We start from the raw sequence: 19390 nt of genomic DNA, 5'->3' as shown, positions 1-19390 counted from the left end.
AGTTACTCACTCCTGACAATAATCAATTAAAAGTTAAAATCCCCAAAATCTACTGATACCTTAACTGGTTGCAGTTCTTGAATTTCTTGTTTAAATGAAATATCTTTTAATAAAATTTCAGGATGATCTACAATTTGTTCAAAAATCTCAACATAACGCTCACATAACTTTTGAACCGTATCCCTAGTATATAAAGAGGTTGCATATTCCATAGTCAGTTCAATTGTATCTTCCAATTCAACCACTCTTAGCAATAAATCCATTTGTGCGCGCTTAAAGTCGTGATCATATGTCCTTAGTTCTAAACCATCGATAAACATATGATCTGCATCCATATTTTGCATAACAAATGAAACATCGAAAAGTGGGTTCCTATTATACGTGCCCTGAAGTCCTAATTGATTAACCAGGTCCTCATATTGACATTTTTGATGTTCAAATGCTTGTAAGACCTGCTCTTTTACTTCAAATAGGAATTGAGTAAACCTTTGTTCAGCTCTTGGATAGTTCCTTATTCCTAACATGTTTACAAATACTCCTATAATATCTTGTAAATCCGCATGCGGGCGACCAGTAATTGGTGAACCAATAACAACATCCTCTTGGCCAGTATATTTACCTAGCAAAATATTATATACAGAGAGCATTAGCGTATATAATGTAGTTTCTTCTTTTGCTAATAAACGCTTAATTTTCTTGGTAACATTTGAATCAATAGTAAAGGTTATTTTACTACCTTTTAGATCTAATATTTCAGGTCTTGTATAATCAGTAGGCATATTCAAGACAGGTACACCATCTTTAAATTGATCTAGCCAATACTGTTCATGTTTGAGAGCAGTTTCTTTTTCTTTTTCACTCTGCTGCCATTCTGAGTAATCCTTATACTGTATTTTTAAGTTTGGTAATTTCTCTCCTGAGTAAAGCGCAAATAGATCTCTAACAAAAATATCATAGGAAACTCCATCGGTTACTATATGATGTAAATCAATAATTAAAATATGTTTTTGTTCTTCCAATCTAATTAACCCTACACGGAAATATGGAGCATTATTAAAATTAAATGGGCGAATAAATTCATTAATTATTTGTTCCACTTCAGATTCAAAGCCCTCAATTTGAGTAATATGGAAATCAGCATGATCATGAATAATTTGTACCGGTTTATCATTTTTCATTTCAATAGTAGTTCTAAATATCTCATGACGCTTAATTAATTGAGTGAACGCCTTTTCTAAACGTTCAATGTTTAATTTTCCATTTAAAAGAATAACGGAAGTATCATTATAAGCTGTACTTTCTGGATACAATCGGTGTAATACATAAAATCTCTTCTGAGCTGAAGAAAGCTGATAATGAGATTTAGGTTCAGCTGGAACAATAACATCAAATTCACTCTTATCTGCCCTTGAAATATAATTTGCTAGTTTCTCAATATTTGATAGAGTAAAGAGCTCTTTAATAGGAACTTCAACATTAAACTCTTTATGAATTTTTGAAACAATAGTAATAGCCTTAAGTGAATCTCCACCTAGTTCCAGAAGATCATCATGAACACCAACTTCTGAAACTTTAAATATATTTCTCCAAATTTTTGAAAGCTTTTCTTCTACCTCATTACGAGGTGCTACATACTCAGTCAAGAGTTGTGGTCTAGAATGGTATAACGTAGAATCTAATTCTTCTTCCTTCTCATCATTGAAAGAATTTAATAACACCCATTGATCAATACGCGCTTGCAGTTCTCCTGGAGAATGAATCAGTACTTCCCCTTGTTTCCATGACAGTGCTATATTAAAAGCCTGAACTCCTTCTTCAGGTGTCATAGATAATTCATGTACACTTGCACCTATCTGCATATCTTTTTCTTCATCTTCCCAGTATTTCCAATCACTCCAATTGACACTTATCCAAGGCAGGTTGGAATAACGATTTATATATTGTGCAAAAACATCCATGTATATATTTGAAGCAGCATATGATACATAACCTAATCCACCTAAGACCGCTGAAATTGAAGACATTAGAACACAAAAATCTAAATCTTTATTTCGTAAACACTCTTCTAAATTAAGAAGACCATAAATTTTTGCAGAAAATTGTTCCTCACAGTCCTCTTTTTCAAGTTCCTGAATTAAATTAAAAGTCTTTCCACCAAGAATACCTGCACCATGAATTACACCATTAATCTTTCCAAATTCTTGTTCTGCCTTATGAATTGCTTCGTATAGTTGTGATTGATCTGTAACATCAGCAGCAAGTACATAAACTTTAGATCCCGTTTCTTCTATCTCTAAAACTTTACGAATTCTGTCCGAATACATCGTATTTTCCTTCAAATGCATATCCCACTCATCACGATTTGGCAGACCTGTACGTGTAAGAAGAACTAAGTTGGCTTGTACAGTTTGAGCCAAGTGTTTCGCAAGAATTGTACCAATACCTCCGAGTCCTCCTGTAATAAGGTAAACTCCATTTTTTCGTAACGGCAGTTTCTCTTTAGCTGGCTGTTCTAGTTGTAAAGGCTCGTAAGTTTGAACAAATCTTTTATTTCCTCGATAAGCAATCATCTTATCATTCGTATTTGAAAGACATTCTTCTACTAATTGATTTATTAACCTGCTCTTCCATTCTTTGTTTAGAGGTAAAACAACATCAACACTTGAACAAGAAAGATAAGAATACTCTTGTGGAACAACTAATGACGTTCCAAGTACAGTTGATTTTTCTGGAATTAATTCTTCATCACCAATCACTTGTTGAACACCATTTGTAATAATTCGAATTGAGATTGAATCAGAGATATTCTTGTCTCCTAGTGCCTGAGTTAAGTAAAAAATTGAATAGAATCCTAAGTTTTGTTTACTATTTACATATTCAATTGAGGCTTGTCTTTCCTCATCCGTAATTCCCCACATATGAACTATTCTTGTAGGTAAACCACATATTTCCTGTACGTCATCCAATAACTTAACGTAATCTGTACGTTCTTCAGGATTTATAATGAAACGATCGTTATTCTCCTTATTAAAAGCAAAGCCAGGTTCTACTGTAACTACTCTCTCCCCCTTATTTAATAAGTCCTTAACTATTTCATTACCTAATCCTTCTTGATCCACAAAAACAATCCATGTCTCATTCACATCATGATTTGGTTCAAACAATGTAGAACTTTTCCATTGCGGTGTATAGAACCATTCAGAAATGTTGTTATTCTTACTAATTTTAGATTGCTTACTATTAAGCTTTTGACCTAAATCATACGGATTACCTTGTAATTTATAAGATATTTTATTGAAAGAATACATTGGTAATGGGATACGTCTTCTCTTCTCATCTTTATAAAATTGTTCCCAATCTATAGAAATACCTGTTACCCACATTCGAGTGATGTGACTAAATAAGAAATACATATCTGATACATCTTGTTGAACAGATCGAACCGTATTAAATATTCTTTCATTACCATTTTCATAGTCTAAAAGGCGACTAGTAAGCCTACTAAGGTCATTTCCAGGACCAATCTCTATGAATAGACTTGTATTGTCGCTATTCAACTCTTGAATTCCATCAGAGAATCGAACAGTTCCACGCATATGTTTTACCCAATAAACTGGGTTTGTTGCTTCTTCAGGTCGTATCCAAGTACCAGTCAAGTTTGATAAATAAGGTATTTTAGGTTCTCTAAGTGTCAATGTACTAACATAGGAAGCATACTCGTCCAGAATTGAATCCAGTTCGTGTGAATGTGCTGCTCCTTCTATTGTTACTCGCATACACATTAAACGCTTTTTCTTTAATTCATTTTCAAAATCTACAATTGCTTCTTCTGTCCCAGAAACTATACAAGCTGGACCATTAACTACCGCTAAGGAAATGGTATGTTGATATTCTTTTTCAAAAGAATTAATTAAATGAATTAATTCCTCTTCTGGAAGCGGAACACTAAGCATTACCCCTGCAGGAAGACTACTCATTAGCTGACCTCTTTTTACAACTAATTTAAATGCATCTTCCAAAGTAAATACTTCTGCTAAACAAGCAGCCACATATTCGCCAAATGAATATCCAATCATTGCTTCAGGTTTAATTCCCCAACCCATTAATAGTTTCGCAACTGAGTATTCAAACGCGAAAAGAATTGGTTGACTAAATTCCATTATTTTCAATTTTTCCGTTGCCTCATCAATACTGAAAGTAGTTGGGTATAACACTTCTTTCATGTTTACATTCGTAACAGATTGAAGGATTGCAAAGCATTCATCCATAGCTTCACGGAAAATTGCCTCTTGTTCGTATAATTCTAACCCCATGTTTACATATTGCGATCCGTTCCCAGAAAACAGGAAGTTGATTTTAGGATGTTCCTCTTTTATATTTGCATATTGTACTCTTCTTCCGTCTGGCTGGTTTAATTGTTCAATTCCTTCTTGAGTACTGGAACAAACTAAAGCTCTCCTATGCTTGAATTCCTTACGTCCAATTTGTAATGTATAACTAGCGTCTGCCAAATTCAAATGAGGATTCTGTTCAAGGTGATTTCCTAAATTCAAAGTCATACGATCCAAAGCATCTTTCGATTTTGCCGAAATCATTAACATCTGGTATGGTCTACTATTTGAGGTTGCTTCAAGCTTTGGTGCCTCCTCCAAAATAATATGTGCATTTGTACCACCAATACCAAATGAACTAACACCTGCACGTAATGGTTTATTATCCTCTTTCCACTCATTTAATTGTTGATTTACATAAAAAGGTGTCTTTTCAAATCCAATTTGCGTGTTTGGTTTTGTGAAATTCACACTTGGCGGAAGAACCTGATCTTTCATCGCAAAGACCGTTTTAATTAGACCAGCAACACCAGACGCTGCATTTAGATGGCCTACATTTGCTTTAACAGATCCAATTGGTACAGATTGTTTTTCATTAGTGTTAAACACTTCACTAAGCGCCTTGATCTCAATGGTATCTCCTAGTTTAGTAGCAGTTCCGTGTGTTTCAATATAGGAAATGGACTCAGGTTCTACATTTGCTTCATGTTGCGCCATTTTAATAACTTCTACTTGGCCCTCTACACTAGGTGCAGTGTAACCAATTTTCCGATTCCCATCATTATTAATCGCCGTTCCTTTTATTACTGCATGTATAGTATCCCCATCATTTATAGCTTCCTGTAAAGGCTTCAGAACAACAATCCCAACACCGTCTCCAAAAAGCATTCCATTTGCATTTTCATCAAAAGGACGACAATGACCATCTGAAGAAAATAGCATTCCTTCTTGGTAGGTATAACCTGCTTTTTCAGGTTGAGTTAATGTAATTCCTCCAGCTATAGCAATATCACAATGCCCCTGTAATAATGCTTGGCTTGCATTATGAATAGCCACCAATGATGTTGAACATCCCGTAAAGATATTCATACTTGGTCCTTTAAGGTTAAATTTGTAAGAAATTTGAGTACTAAGCGAGTCTTTGTCGTTAAGTAATGAAATTAAAAATTGCCCAGCTGGTTCATTTGCCTCTGAAAGAGTAGATAACACTTGCCAATATAAGTTAGGAGATGCCCCACTATATACACCAATTAGGCCCGGGTATGTCTCGATATTATATCCAGCATGTTCAAGGGCAGACCACGCACATTCATGAAATACTCGTAGTTGCGGATCCATTAAAGATGCATCTTGAGGTGTATAATCAAAGAATGGAGCATCAAAATTATCAGTTCCTTCTAAATACCCTTTCGCTTTAACATAATTAGGGTTTTTTACTTCCATAGGATTCACACCAGATTCAATTAACTCTTCATCTGTAAAGAATTGAATAGACTCTGTTCCAGACTTTATATTATTCCAGAATTCATTTACATTCTGTGCTCCAGGAAAACGTCCATCTATTCCTATAATTGCAATATCGTTATCTTCTTTCGTTTTTCGATTAAAACGTTTTGTATGTTTAACTTGATTCTTTTGCTTATCTCCACTTAAGTATCTCGCTAAAGAACGAATACTTGGATACTCAAACATAACTCCAATTGAAATCTGTTTTTCTAATCTATTAATTAATCTCTCATGAATTTGAATTATATGAAGTGAAGTTGCACCAAGATCAAAGAAATTTTCATTTACATTTACAGTATCAACACTGTAAAACTCTTTCCAAATTCCTATAATTATTTCCTCTACTTCATCTTGAGTTCTGAACTTATCTCTCGTTTTCGTTTGAGTTTCCAATTCAGAAATTCGTTTACGAGAATTCAGATTAATCCATTGATCAAAACGTTTATTTAAATCTCCTGAAGAAATAATTACCTGATTTAAACCACTTAAACCAAGCACACATTGGAATGTTTTTTGTCCTTCCTCAGATGTCATTTCAAGTGCTTCTATACTTTGAGCATTGAATATTTTATTAACCTGTTGAGCTCCCGTATACTGCCAATCTCCCCAGTTAATACTGGTCCATCGATTATTAGATGTATTACTCACTTTGTCTGAAAAACTATCTAAGTAAAGGTTTGCTGCTGAATAGGCCACAAAACCTAATCCACCCAAAATAGGTGAAAGTGATGAAACAAGATAACAAAAATCAAGATCATAATTACTCAATAACTTATCAAGAACTAGCACACCATGTACTTTAGGAAGAAATTGCTCTTCACATTCAATCCTACTTATCTTTTCCATTGGACACTGAGCTGATTTAACACGTAAGACACCTGCTGCATGAATTACCCCATTTATGTGTCCAAAATTAGCCTCAGCCTGATGAATCACGTTTCTCATCTGCTCTTCATCAGCTACATCTGCAACAGCTGTCATTACTTTTGCTCCCAATGACTCCAACTTCTGAATATGGTTAATACGTTGACATAATTGTTCATTTTCAATCTGTGATTGAAGAATTTGATCCCATTCTTCACGATCAGGAAGAGCTGTTCTACTAACTAATATTAGTTTAGCCTTTACTGTACGCGCCAAATATTCTGCTAATTTAAGGCCTACTCCTCCCATTCCACCAGTAATTAAATAAACCCCTTCCGATCGAATATTCTGTATTTTTGAAGCTGATTCATTTTCATTTATTACTAGCATTTCACTTACTTTTTCATCAGGTATAGGCTCATAAATTCGAATGTAACGAATGTTATCTCGAATTGCTATTACAGTGTCAATAATGTCCGTTTGAATTTCAGAATATAAGTTTGATATTAATGCTTCTTCATTATCAGACAACATAAAATCTACACTACGGCATCTAATATTTGGATACTCTTGCGGAAATACTTTTATAGGAGCCAAAAGAGTAGATTTTTCTGCAATAATAGACTCGTCTCCTACTACTTTTTGCATATTATTCGTCATAACATTTATATTGATAGGATAAAGTAAATTAAATTTACTAATTGTCTTTGCAAGTGATATTAATGAATAGAATCCAGTATCTAAGGTCTTGATACCTAAATCCTTATTATCCACATTCCATAGGTGAACAATCTCTTCTGGTAAACACTCTTGTTTTTGTAGCTCGTTAAATAACTGATAATAATCTTCTTGTTCAGTAGGGCATATTGTAAATTCATTTAAACTAATCTTTTTATATGAAGGACCCACACCGACTGTTATAACACGATGTCCATCTCTTTCAAGCTTTTCTTTAAGAGCTAAGCCTATATGCTCATTGTCTAAAAATAACAACCAACTTTTAGCAGATTCTTTAGTTACATCTACAATTTCTTTTTCCATCCAACCTGGAGTATAGAACCACTCAGCTATATTAGAACGTTTCTTTATCGATGTTTCTTCACTATTAGTTATATTTTGCTGTTCAGCTGGATCTATCCAATATCGTTTTTTCTCAAAAGGATAAGTTGGTAAGGCAATACGTAAACTATATTCCTCTTCATACAGTTTACTCCAATTAATTTCTACCCCTAATTCCCACGCTTGTCCCAATACCTCTAACAAGTCGTTTCGTAAAATAATCTGATTATTATTAATTTCAGAATTTAACAACTCTCCAATATGTACAATCACAGAATTAGGATCTACATCCTTAACTTGTGTTAGAAGTTCTACTTTTTCTCCATGCGTCCATTCTGTCTGTAACTCTGTATAGTTCTCAACTAATTGATTCAGGACATCTTCTGGCTTAAGAGATTTATTATAAATATCTGAAACCATTCCAGCTAGGCCTGTACCAATAACGTTAGAAGGACGTACATCACATTCAATTAATACATCAATAATCGATTGCAAGCAGACGAAGAAGGTTAAATCTTCAACCAAGCTATCATCTGTTCCTTTAAAGAATGCTTCTTTCAATGCTTTTCCAGTATACATTTGGGCATCAGTCATATTACGCTCAAATACTTGTAAGAATAATGGTTCCTTTTGGTATAGTTCTTTTACATTCTCAATAATTGATGAGTATTCGCTAGGTAACACAAATATCAAATCTGGATTTTCTTGCGTTTTTACGTGAAAATCTTTAACTGTTTTTAAATTGTCTATGGCGCTATCTATATCCTTACATAAGACCGCTCTTCTATACGGAAATGGTCGACGGCCAGTTTGCAATGTGTATGCTACATCTGCTAATTCAACATCTTTATTAGATTCCAGATATTGAACCATATTTACTGTAGCATTATTTAAAGCTTCTTTTGATCTAGCAGAAAGAACCATTAACTTTTTTTCTCTAGTAGAAGCAGAACTTTTAACTTTAGGCGCTTCTTCTAATACAATATGAACGTTAGTTCCACCATATCCGAAAGCACTCACACCTGCTCGAAGAAGATCATTATCTTCACTTTGCCAATTCACCAAATCAGTATTGATATAGAATGGGCTATCTATAAAATCAATTTTCGAGTTAGGGCGCTTCACATTTAAAGTTGGCGGGAGCTGTTTATGTCTCATAGATAAAACTGTCTTTATAAGTCCCGTCACCCCTGCAGCTGTATCTAAATGACCTACATTACTCTTAACAGAACCAATTGCACAGAAAGATTTCTTGTCCACATCTTGAAACGCTCTCTTTAGAGCCTCTACTTCAATAGAGTCGCCTAATGGCGTTGCTGTCCCATGCGTTTCTACATAACTAATAGTAGAAGGATCAACTTCAGCAAAACTATGTGCTGCTTGTATTACTTCAGCCTGTCCCTCAACACTCGGAGCAGTATAGCCTACTTTTCGACCTCCATCATTATTTGCTGCTGATCCCTTAATTACACCATAGATTGTATCCCCATCAGCAATTGCATCTTCTAATCTCTTCAGTATTACCATACCTACACCATCACTAAAAACTGCACCCTGGGCTTCTGCATCAAAAGTACGTACTTTGCCATCAGGTGAACTTGTCATTCCTTCATGGTATTTATAACCATTCTTTTTAGGATACGTTATAGATACTCCACCTGCAGCTGCAATAGAGCATTCTCCAGTTAACAATGATCTACATGCAAGATGAATGCTCAAAAGAGATGTAGAGCAAGCTGTATACAATGTAAAACTCGGTCCCTTAAGTCCCAGCTTATAGGATGTAAGCGTTGAAATTGCGTCTTTATAGGAAAGAGTACCTGCCTCTGAAAACTCAACCACACTATCACTGTTTAATAATGGCGTGTGCTTCATCCAATTAAAATTAGTAGATGCTCCTACATATAACCCTATTAATCCTTCATAATCAAATGGATTATAGCCTGCCATCTCTAATGCTTCCCATGTTGTTTCCTGTAACATACGGATTTGGGGATCCATTATTTTCGCTTCTCTAGGTGTATAAGCAAAAAAGGATTCGTCAAAATACTCTACTTCCTCCAAATACCCTTTTGCTTTCACAAAATTAGGATGTTGTAAAACATCTAAATTAACACCTTCTTTAATTAACTCGTCTTCAGTAAATGTAGAAATTGAATCAACACCATTTTTTAGGTTATCCCAGAATTGGTTTATTTCATTTGCACCTGGAAATTTACCTGCCATTCCAATAATCGCTATTTCCAAACCAGTTTTACTATCATCTTGATGCTTCATTTTCACTTTCCTCCTATTTTGTTTAATTCGGATTTTCTATGCTTTACATACTCTTAGCTACAATATTTAGCGCTAATACTCTTATTTCATAAACTTAAGCAAAAGAAAAAACACATGAAATTACCCATAAAGTAGCTAAAGTGATTTACATACCTGACAGAAAACAAAAAATTTTAATTACGATTTCTATTCCTGGATTTCAATGATATTTTGAGCACTCATTTTTCATTCTAAAAACCTAATACTTTGGTAATAATTCTGTTAATATTACAATTTATGTAGTTAGTAACATATTCACAAGAAGTTTTCTTTAAGAAATTAATTTGTAGAGTAATAATTATGTAGGGGATTTATGTCATAAAATTAAGCATACTTTTTCCAATATCATATAGAAAAAAACAAAAAAGTGACATACAGTGAATATTGAGAAATAAAATTCATTTATTCCATATCTAACCAAAATAGAACGAATTTTCAATTTTAAATTAGATTTTCTTGCATTTATAATTGCATTCTCTATAAATCATCTATGGTGAGCTTTTAATCATTAAACATAAATGAAGTTATATACGAAATTTTTTAGTTTAGATGAGGATCTATAAGTGAATTCATTCCAGAGGAATTACATATGCTACAGATTTAATATTCTTCATAAAGTTATATACATAAACTAAATTCCTTCAAACGTTTTAAAAAAATATTGAGTATGAACATCGTTAGTGGAACGCTTCCTACCGAAGGCAAACTTATTTCTAGGATTGCTGACTTACAATTATGCATTGTACGACTCCTAAGACAGACCCAATAAGTTCTATATGCTACAGTACTGTTTATCCTTCCGTTATGTTTCGCTATGCACATACAATATTTTCATCTTATACCCATAACTATTGTCCTGCAGACGCTTTATATTATCTTCAAACCCACTATTTCACTAAACTGTAAAATTAAAACCGACAAATTTCCGAATAAACTGAAAACTAATGAGAAATTGACAAGAATCCTTAATAGGATCTTTTCAATATATCTTAACTTCAAACGCATGGAATCAGGACTAAATAATCATGCTATACGGGGGAATGTTCTACTAAATAGAATTACTAAAAGAGATATCTATAGAGAACTCAGATCTTAAAGAGAATACTTTAGATTTTGTTGAAGAAGTAGCACAAAATATAGAGCAAGGTGTAGCTGTAAAACCCTCCCTTCTTAGACGGGAAAAAGCGGCTTTAACTGATATTAACTCAATGGGCGTTCATGGCTCCCAAGTTGCAGCTAAGATTGGCCAATTCATTAGTATAATGAGTGGATTTATTTCATAATTTTCGCTTTTTAAATTCTATTTTATTGTTAAGAATTAAAAAACGGTTCAAGTACAAACATATATAAATTTAAAAACACCCATGGTGGGTGCTTTTTGCTTTACTATGAAATAAGTATCCAAAGAGTGTACCCTATTGAGAAGAAATTCTTTCCTTGATATTATTAGTCTGTGACTTTAGGAGTTATTTTGCACTATAAGTAAATATAAAAAGCCCAATTTCTCATTAAAATTTAGAAATTGTCTTATCCCTGTCAAGTAGACAGTATTAAAAAGACTAAGCAGCCATCGAGATTCGATATTCTATCGGAGCTCGATGGTTGAGTCGTTTTTGAAAACGTTTATAGTTATAAAAGTAAATATATTCTTCAATTGCTTGTATTAAATCCGCTTCTGTTTTAAAATAATTCAAATATAACAGCTCCGATTTAAAATGGAAGAAAAATGACTCGATACAGGCATTATCATGGCAGTTTCCTTTGCGAGAGTGGCTGCCAATGATACCTAAATCTAAAAGTCGTTTGTTGTAGGCATGAGATGTGTACTGGAATCCCTGATCTGAATGGAGAATGGTTCCACGCACATCTCTTTTTTTGTGCCAACATTTCAATTGTATCTAATACAAGTTCATTATCATTACGCTTGGAAATTTTCCAAGAAACAACTTCGTTATTATAAATATCCTGTACAACAGAAAGATAGCGGAAGCCCTCTTGAAATCGTAGGTAGGTAATGTCTGTAACAAGCGCTTCATTTTGCTGGCGATCTTTGAATTCACGGTTTAAAACATTTGGAAAAGTATTAGAATAATTCCCTTTAAAGAAGCGACGCTTCCTCCGAATAATAGACTGAATGTTAAGCTTACTCATTAATCGATATACTTTTTTGTGATTTATAAAATAACCCTCTTCTTGTAAAGCGATTTTCATACGTGCATAACCATATTCTTTGTGCTTACATGAATAGATTGAATTACCTTTTTTAATCGTTTATCAGATTCTAGTCGCGTGTTGTTCACACTTTTTGTATGAACCCACTTATAGTAACTTGAGCGATGTACATTTGCAAAATTAGTAAGACATATTATAATAGGATATTTTCTCTTTAGTAATTCAATGATATGATATCGTTCTTTATATTTTAGTACGCCTCCATTTACAGATTTGGATACTGCTTTTTTAAATATTCAACCTGAGCCTTATAGTAGTCACGCTCTTCTTCAACAGTTTTAAAATGAATCCGCTTGCCTTTTAAAGGGTTCGGTATACCTTTCATTTCACTATTTTTTCCACGAGTATCTGTAATTTCACCACATTCTTTATACTTTTTCACCCAATTTTCAAGTTGTGTAGAGCTTCTAATCTGATATTTCTCCGCTATCATATCGCAGCTTCCCTCACCGTTTAAATAACTTTGAACTGCTGATAACTTTATCTCATTTGAGTATGTATTAAATGTTGTACCTTTTTTGGCCATGAAAAATCCCCTCCAAGTAATAGTGTAACATCCATGTGTATACATGGTCTTTTTCACACTGTCTACCTAAAGGGGATAATATCTAAATTAGGCTTTTTTCGTTGCTCCATTAAAGCGCCCTATAATTGAGTAACGAAAATATGATCTCAATCTTAAAATCAATAAATTCTTCTTTCACTAAAGCACCGTTAGTTAATATTTAACTAACTTATTCGATAAGAAGGTCAACCACAATCATATATTTACTTTTTTCAGTCGGGAAATTAAAAGTTTCATTCTTTTCTTAAATCTAATTGTGTTTTTTCATTACCCTGCCAAAATGGAATAGTTAAGTCTTCAACTACAAAATCTTGATTACCAAAATCTAAAAGCTCTTCATCAACATTAACACTTACTTTTTTTGTTCTCTTGCTAATTCAGAAAATTCCCTTGTACTTCCAGCTGGAGCAATGGAAAATGGACTGAACCAACGTCCATTATTTAAATTTTTATCCCACCAGGTACTTGCCACCTCTCCTTTTTTTCCAATCCAAAATACATCAAGGTGATCAGCAAATCGGGAGACGGCAGCCACAGCTCCTGGTTGGGCGCTTCCAGCTGGAGCAATGTTAAACGGACTGAACCAACGTCCATTATTTAAATTTTTATTCCACCAGGTACTCGACACCTCTCCTTTTTTTCCAATCCAAAATACATCAAGGTGATCAGCAAATCGGGAGACGGCAGCCACGGCCCCCTGTTGAGCGCTTCCAGCTGGAGCAATGGAAAATGGACTGAACCAACGTCCATTATTTAAATTTTTATCCCACCAGGTACTCATCACCTCTCCGTTTTTTCCAATCCAAAATACATCGAGGTGATCAGCAAATCGGGATACGGTAGCCACAGCCCCCTGTTGAGCGCTTCCAGCTGGAGCAATGTTAAACGGACTGAACCAACGACCATTATTTAAATTTTTATCCCACCAGGTACTCGACACCTCTCCGTTTTTTCCAATCCAAAATACATCGAGGTGATCAGTAAATCGGGACACAGTTGCTATTTGAGACTCTGTCATCCGGCCATACATCATGTTAACAGTAGCTACGTCACCATCACTAAGCCCATTTCTCTGCCCAATGGTAACCCCAGGTGTTAAAGGCTCGATTGTTGGTAAGTTGTTTTTTGAAAAGAAATGTGTACCATAATGCATTATTGAACCATAGTCATATGGGCCATAGTCATCGGATACTGGTATTTCTTGATTAAAGTTACCCTCCTTTCCAGTCTCTATGTTAGCCCAGTTAATTCTAACAAAGTTATTTCTGTCCTCTCGACTTTGTTCGTGGAACAAGCCCACTGTATGGCCAATTTCATGAATAACATTTCCTGTACTGCAATCGTTGCCAAGGTTTATGAATTGTTCCCCTCCTTGCATCCCTATGCGAGATGAACAACTGTCGCTTAGTCTGAAGGTAACATAGTTGGTTTCCGTGGTTCGTCGCACAAATCTTATGAAAGTTCGATTTTCCCAATGAGAAATAGCATCAGTTACACGTTGCTGATTGGGAAGACTTGAATCAATAGTAAAAGGTATAACTCCGTTTGGCCAGCGGAATTGGTCACCTGTGATGCCGACCCCCTTGGTTTTAGACCGGGTTTCCATTTCTGCCACAGTTCCAAGAACAATATCACCTTCAAAGATGGCAAGACCGTCAACGACCGAGTATTTTACTTCTCTGGGGCCTGATGGTAAATGGATAAACCCTGTCCGTATTTCTTCACTATTTAGATTGGTTTCACATAAATCATTACTCTTTGCTTTCACCTTTAGTACCTTTGTGTTGTATTTGGTATGTAGATCAATCACAATCATAACTTCCCCGAAAGAGACGACTTTATTATGACAATCTTGATAAAATAGCAAGTGAGAGTAAAAGAATTGATAAAAGCACATATCTATAAAAAAACAATCAGCGTAAAACTGAACGGCTATGAAAAATTACAACTTAAGCGTTTTGATTTATAAAAGTCACTTTTAGCTGAATATCTTCAGTAATAATGGATAAGATATCCGTATGGAATTTTTTAATAAATGGAGGTCGAATAAAGTGCCTAAAGGATTCTCGTTACATATTGGATTAAATTCAGTTGATCCACAACATTATTCAGGATGGAGTGGAGACTTAGTTGCCTGTGAAGCAGATGCTGAAGATATGGGATTAATTGCAAAATCATTACGTTATGATAATACCTCTACGCTCTTAACAACCAATGCTACAATAGATAATTTTGTTAATGAAGTTAAAAAAGCAGCATCATCTTTAGAAAGTGGAGATATTTTTTTCCTTTCTTATTCTGGACACGGTGGGCGTGTTCCTGATCAACAAAATGATGAAGCCGACGGTTTTGACGAAACTTGGTGTTTATATGATGGTCAATTCCTAGACGATGAAATTCATGCACTTTGGCATCTTTTTAAGGAAGGTGTAAGAATTGTTGTCTTATCAGATTCTTGTCATAGTGGATCGATAACTAAAGCTCAACATTACGATTTATATAATTTCTCCAATATTGATCCAGTAAAACATGTAGCCTATCGATATATGCCGCTAGGTATTAGAACTAAAACCTTTGAAAAAAATAGAAGTATTTATCATGAAAGAAAGGCTCAAGTTAATGAAAGAAATGACAATGAATTAAAGTGCTCGGTTAAATTAATATCTGGTTGCCAAGACAATCAGCTTTCAGCAGATGGAGCTTTTAATGGATTATTCACTGCAACTTTATTATCAGTATGGAGAAGTGGGGTATTTGAAGGGAACTACCAAAAATTCCACAGAAAAATTTTAGAAGCCATGCCGCCAGATCAATCTCCAAACCTTCTTGATATTGGAAAGAGTAATCCAACTTTTGATAATCAAAAACCTTTTGTCATTTAATCAATTTTAAATATTATTATTTTTAATTACTAGAGTATCTGAATAAGGCTCTCAAAAAATGATTCAAGAATAAGGTCACCCGTATAGTTCTATTATTTCAATGGAATATACGGGTAGATTAAGTGGAAAATTATCATACGATGAGATAATCTCTATTAAGGTAGATACTCATAATGTATTTGGTATCTTGATATAAGCGCAATCTTTCACAATCAGTAAGCATTTGCTTGAGATTTTTCCTCCATTTGATCCTTCAATTTTTTCAAAAAATAAGGTGTTTATTTAAATGTTATGTACAAAAAAACGTAGAAATATTTAATTCCTACGTTTTTTATAAGTTAATCCATTCCTTTACTATTACAATTCCTCAAATTCATCAATTTCAGCTTTACGCTTTAAAAATATTTCAATATCTTTATTCTCTCTTTCCATTAAACCAAGAGCATGTCTATCATTTAAAGCTAATTCTTTATAACCCCATATATATTCTATTGTTGTCGCTTTACTATGTTTATGATCCGCAAAATACCATTCTAAAGGTTGTAAAGGATTAGATACTTCAAATAATTCGGCTGGGTACCATGAAGGCAAGTTTTCATTTTCACCTAAGATTAGATAGTCTAATTCTCCATTCAGTGAACTAATACCATAAACCACATATTCTTTTTGGATTTCTAAATTTATAATCGAGTCTGGATTATATCCTTGTTTTAATAAACCCTCTGAAAATGTATCTCCTGAATTTTTTATACACATTACCTTCATATACAAGCTCCTATCAACAAATAATTAATTTTTAAACTTAAAATCATCAAATTCGCCTGTTCTAGTATTTTTAACATAATGAATTTCTACACCATTTACATTATGCGCCATTTTCACCCATCCGTCTTCTTTAGGCCAACGAGGATCTGTCATTGGTATTCTCGTTAAAACTATTCCTTGCGGATTGGATTTAACTTCTTTCATTGCAAGTTGCTCTTCTAATGAATTAGCTGTTGTTCTACCAGTAGAACCTCTTCCTAATATTTTCACTTCATGTTTTGTATTCTTCGCAGCCTTCTCAAGATTTTTCGCTTTCTTTTCAATATCCTCAACAGTACCAACTACCTTTCCGATAGTTTTTACAGTTTTTACAGTCCCACCTGTTAGTACTGATGCAACACCAATGGCGTAATCAGATGGTTTGTATTTGTCTTTTTCGCCCATTTCATGGCCTTGTACCAATTGAATAATTTCTTTTGGCACATTAATAATTGGCCATGCATCCAATGTGACATTCATGAATTTAGTCGTATCTCGATCAGCTTGTTCAAGCTCTCTCATTTTTTCTGGAGTAACACCAAAATCACGGAAAGCATTTGTTAAATCAATACTGCCAATACTTCCAGCAGGTATATCAATTTTATGACTTGCTATTTTATTAGCGGAGTCCATAAATGTATTTGCAAGATCTATTCCCATATTGAAATCTGTGAAGAATCCTGGGACTTTCGCATCCAATGCTTGTAAGTCTTTCGCAATGATTGGAGCGTTTTTTCTTGTTACTTGTACAAGTTCCTCCATAGCAGGTTTCGCTATATCTACAGAATGTTTTAGACGAATCGAACTATCTACAACTGGTCCTAAATCTTTAACGACACCTGAAAGCCCTTCTGCTAACTTACGATGATTTTCCTCAATTTGAAGAATATTTTTATTAATCTCATTTTGGGTTTCAAGTGCTTTACCCGCAACCACATCTAATGTTTGATAATACCAAGCATAGCTTTGATATAGGGATGTATAATATTGCAGGATAGATACATATACATCAGCACTAAACCCCATCCACTCTTTTCCATACGCTAGAGCATCTTCTTTCGTATTTCCAAGCAGTTTAAATAGCTCTTTTCTTTGAGTGACCGTTAAATTTTTAATGTCACCTTTCATTGCATTCACTAATTCTTGCAATTTATCATGTGATTCTTTAATCACTTTCATTTTATACTGTACATCTTGCTTTGCGTTGTTTACGTTCCTAGAAATACTTTCCCAGTTCTCTGCAGCATCTAACAACCCTTGTTCTGATTCTTCTAAAATTTTAATCGTGTTATTTATGAATGGTTCGTCACTTTTTAAATAATCTAATACACCTTCAAATATCTTTACTTTCCCATCAAGCAAAGTAAGTGGACTTTTAGCCTCCTGATCAAAGATAATAGCATCATGAATACGTACATATCCTTTTTCTCCTTGATAATTAACCTCATACCAAGAACCGACTTTCCCAGTTACTTCTATCACTTCACCCTTATTCACACGTTTTGCACGTAATGCTTTTCTTAAATCTGGCTCAGGATATACTTTTTTAACAAGGGATTCTAATGTAACCCATCCTTTAACCATTTCTCCATCTTGATTAAAGGAGAATTTCTTATCTTTATATGTAAAATCTCCTGTTTGTAATGCACCTGAAGGCTGTAGTAAATACCAATTAAATTCTTGCTTCATCCAACCATTTTTTGATTCATGAGAAGCATCAAAATAATATGGTTTCCCCTCAACATTTGTAAATCCTGACTGTACAGAACCTAACGGACTAAAGTAATAGATTTTCCCGTCAATATGTTGGACTCCTGTTTGCATCACACCATCGGTTCCCAGATAATAATCTGATCCATTTGTATGTAACCATCCCGTTTGCATAAAACCATCAGTACCAAAATAATAACGTTTCCCATCAATTGCTTGGAAACCAGTTATTCTTTGCCCATCTTTTTTATAATACGTCCATTTCCCTTCTTCTTGTACCCATCCTTGTTTATTATCTAAATAGAGTGCTTCTTTTAATTGATCAATCCATTTTAATCCATTCGCAAGAAGAGCTAAATCACTATCTAGTTGTTTATCAAATTTCTTTTGAATATTGGGTGGAAAGTATTTTTCAGGATCTTTATGATACTCCGTTATCATAAAATGAGACAAATTCGTTGCTTCTTTTGTTACATCCCATGAACGAACTGGTGATTCACCAATTACAACAGATTCAAATATCCGAACATAACCGACTTCTCCTTGATATTTAACCTGATACCATAACCCCTGCTTTGAAATGACCTCTAAGACATCCCCATCCTTTACAGGTTTAGATTTAAATAGAAATTTTGTTTCTGGCTTTGGATAGATTCTTTTAACAGCAGAACGAAGAGTAATCCATCCTTTTTCCATATCCCCGTACTTATTAATTTCAAATGGTTTTCCTTGATAGGTAAATGTTCCTGTTACATACTTCCCATCTTTTAAATAGCTCCATGAAGTTGCAGAAAAACTCCATCCAGTCTTTAATTTACCAGGCTCACTATAATATAAATCGTCTTTTCCTACCTGTTTTCTCCCTTGGAATAGCCTCCCATCTTTAAAAAAGGAATACTCTATTCCATCTAAAATAATGTTATCTATTTGCTTACTTCCATCTTTTTGATAATAGTACCAATTCTCATTTTCCTTCACCCAGCCTACTTTATTTAAAACTTCGGCTGCTTCTGTAAATGTTGGTGCATAGGTAGAGAATAATAAAAATAATGATACTATAAGTCCTATGACTTTCTTCATACTCGCATCTCCTTATCAATTCATTAAAAACTTTTTAATTA

The 19390-nt window shown here is 34.2% G+C and carries 8 protein-coding genes; 1 reads left to right on the top strand and 7 read right to left on the bottom strand.

Going from position 1 to position 19390, the window contains the following annotated elements:
* Positions 1-26 precede the first annotated feature (26 nt).
* The 5 genes from NZ044_RS28190 to NZ044_RS28170 form a co-directional block, all read right to left on the bottom strand.
* Positions 27-10037 carry an SDR family NAD(P)-dependent oxidoreductase gene (locus NZ044_RS28190; RefSeq protein ID WP_340950125.1) on the bottom strand — a complete coding sequence of 3337 codons (10011 nt, stop codon included), beginning with the start codon at positions 10035-10037 and terminating at the stop codon, positions 27-29.
* Between the two features lie 1598 nt (positions 10038-11635).
* A complete protein-coding gene (locus NZ044_RS28185) occupies positions 11636-11941 on the bottom strand; it encodes an IS3 family transposase (protein WP_175463794.1) in 306 nt (101 codons plus the stop codon).
* A complete protein-coding gene (locus NZ044_RS28180; protein ID WP_139195736.1) occupies positions 11823-12287 on the bottom strand; it encodes an IS3 family transposase in 465 nt (154 codons plus the stop codon). Before NZ044_RS28180 ends, NZ044_RS28185 begins: the two co-directional genes overlap by 119 nt.
* Positions 12288-12513: 226 nt before the next feature.
* Positions 12514-12834: a helix-turn-helix domain-containing protein gene (locus NZ044_RS28175; RefSeq protein ID WP_074789949.1), complete on the bottom strand. Its 321-nt coding sequence runs from the start codon at positions 12832-12834 to the stop codon at positions 12514-12516.
* Between the two features lie 391 nt (positions 12835-13225).
* Positions 13226-14689: a M12 family metallopeptidase gene (locus tag NZ044_RS28170; protein ID WP_340950124.1), complete on the bottom strand. Its 1464-nt coding sequence runs from the start codon at positions 14687-14689 to the stop codon at positions 13226-13228.
* 235 nt (positions 14690-14924) lie between these two features.
* Here NZ044_RS28170 and NZ044_RS28165 point away from each other — a divergent pair, with 235 nt between their 5' ends.
* Complete coding sequence (locus NZ044_RS28165) at positions 14925-15755, top strand: caspase family protein (RefSeq protein WP_074789951.1); 831 nt, start codon at positions 14925-14927, stop codon at positions 15753-15755.
* A gap of 357 nt (positions 15756-16112) precedes the next feature.
* Here the strand turns inward: NZ044_RS28165 and NZ044_RS28160 are convergent, their stop codons facing one another.
* Entirely contained in the window at positions 16113-16520 is a 408-nt protein-coding gene (locus NZ044_RS28160; RefSeq protein ID WP_074789953.1) for a hypothetical protein, read from the bottom strand.
* A gap of 24 nt (positions 16521-16544) precedes the next feature.
* Complete coding sequence (locus tag NZ044_RS28155) at positions 16545-19349, bottom strand: N-acetylmuramoyl-L-alanine amidase family protein (RefSeq protein ID WP_081359139.1); 2805 nt, start codon at positions 19347-19349, stop codon at positions 16545-16547.
* Between the last annotated feature and the right edge of the window lie 41 nt (positions 19350-19390).

This window comes from Bacillus sp. FSL K6-1338 (genome assembly GCF_038006965.1).
Taxonomy (GTDB): Bacteria; Bacillota; Bacilli; order Bacillales; family Bacillaceae_G; genus Bacillus_A; species Bacillus_A thuringiensis_S.
This window is presented reverse-complemented; position numbering and strand designations above follow the sequence as displayed.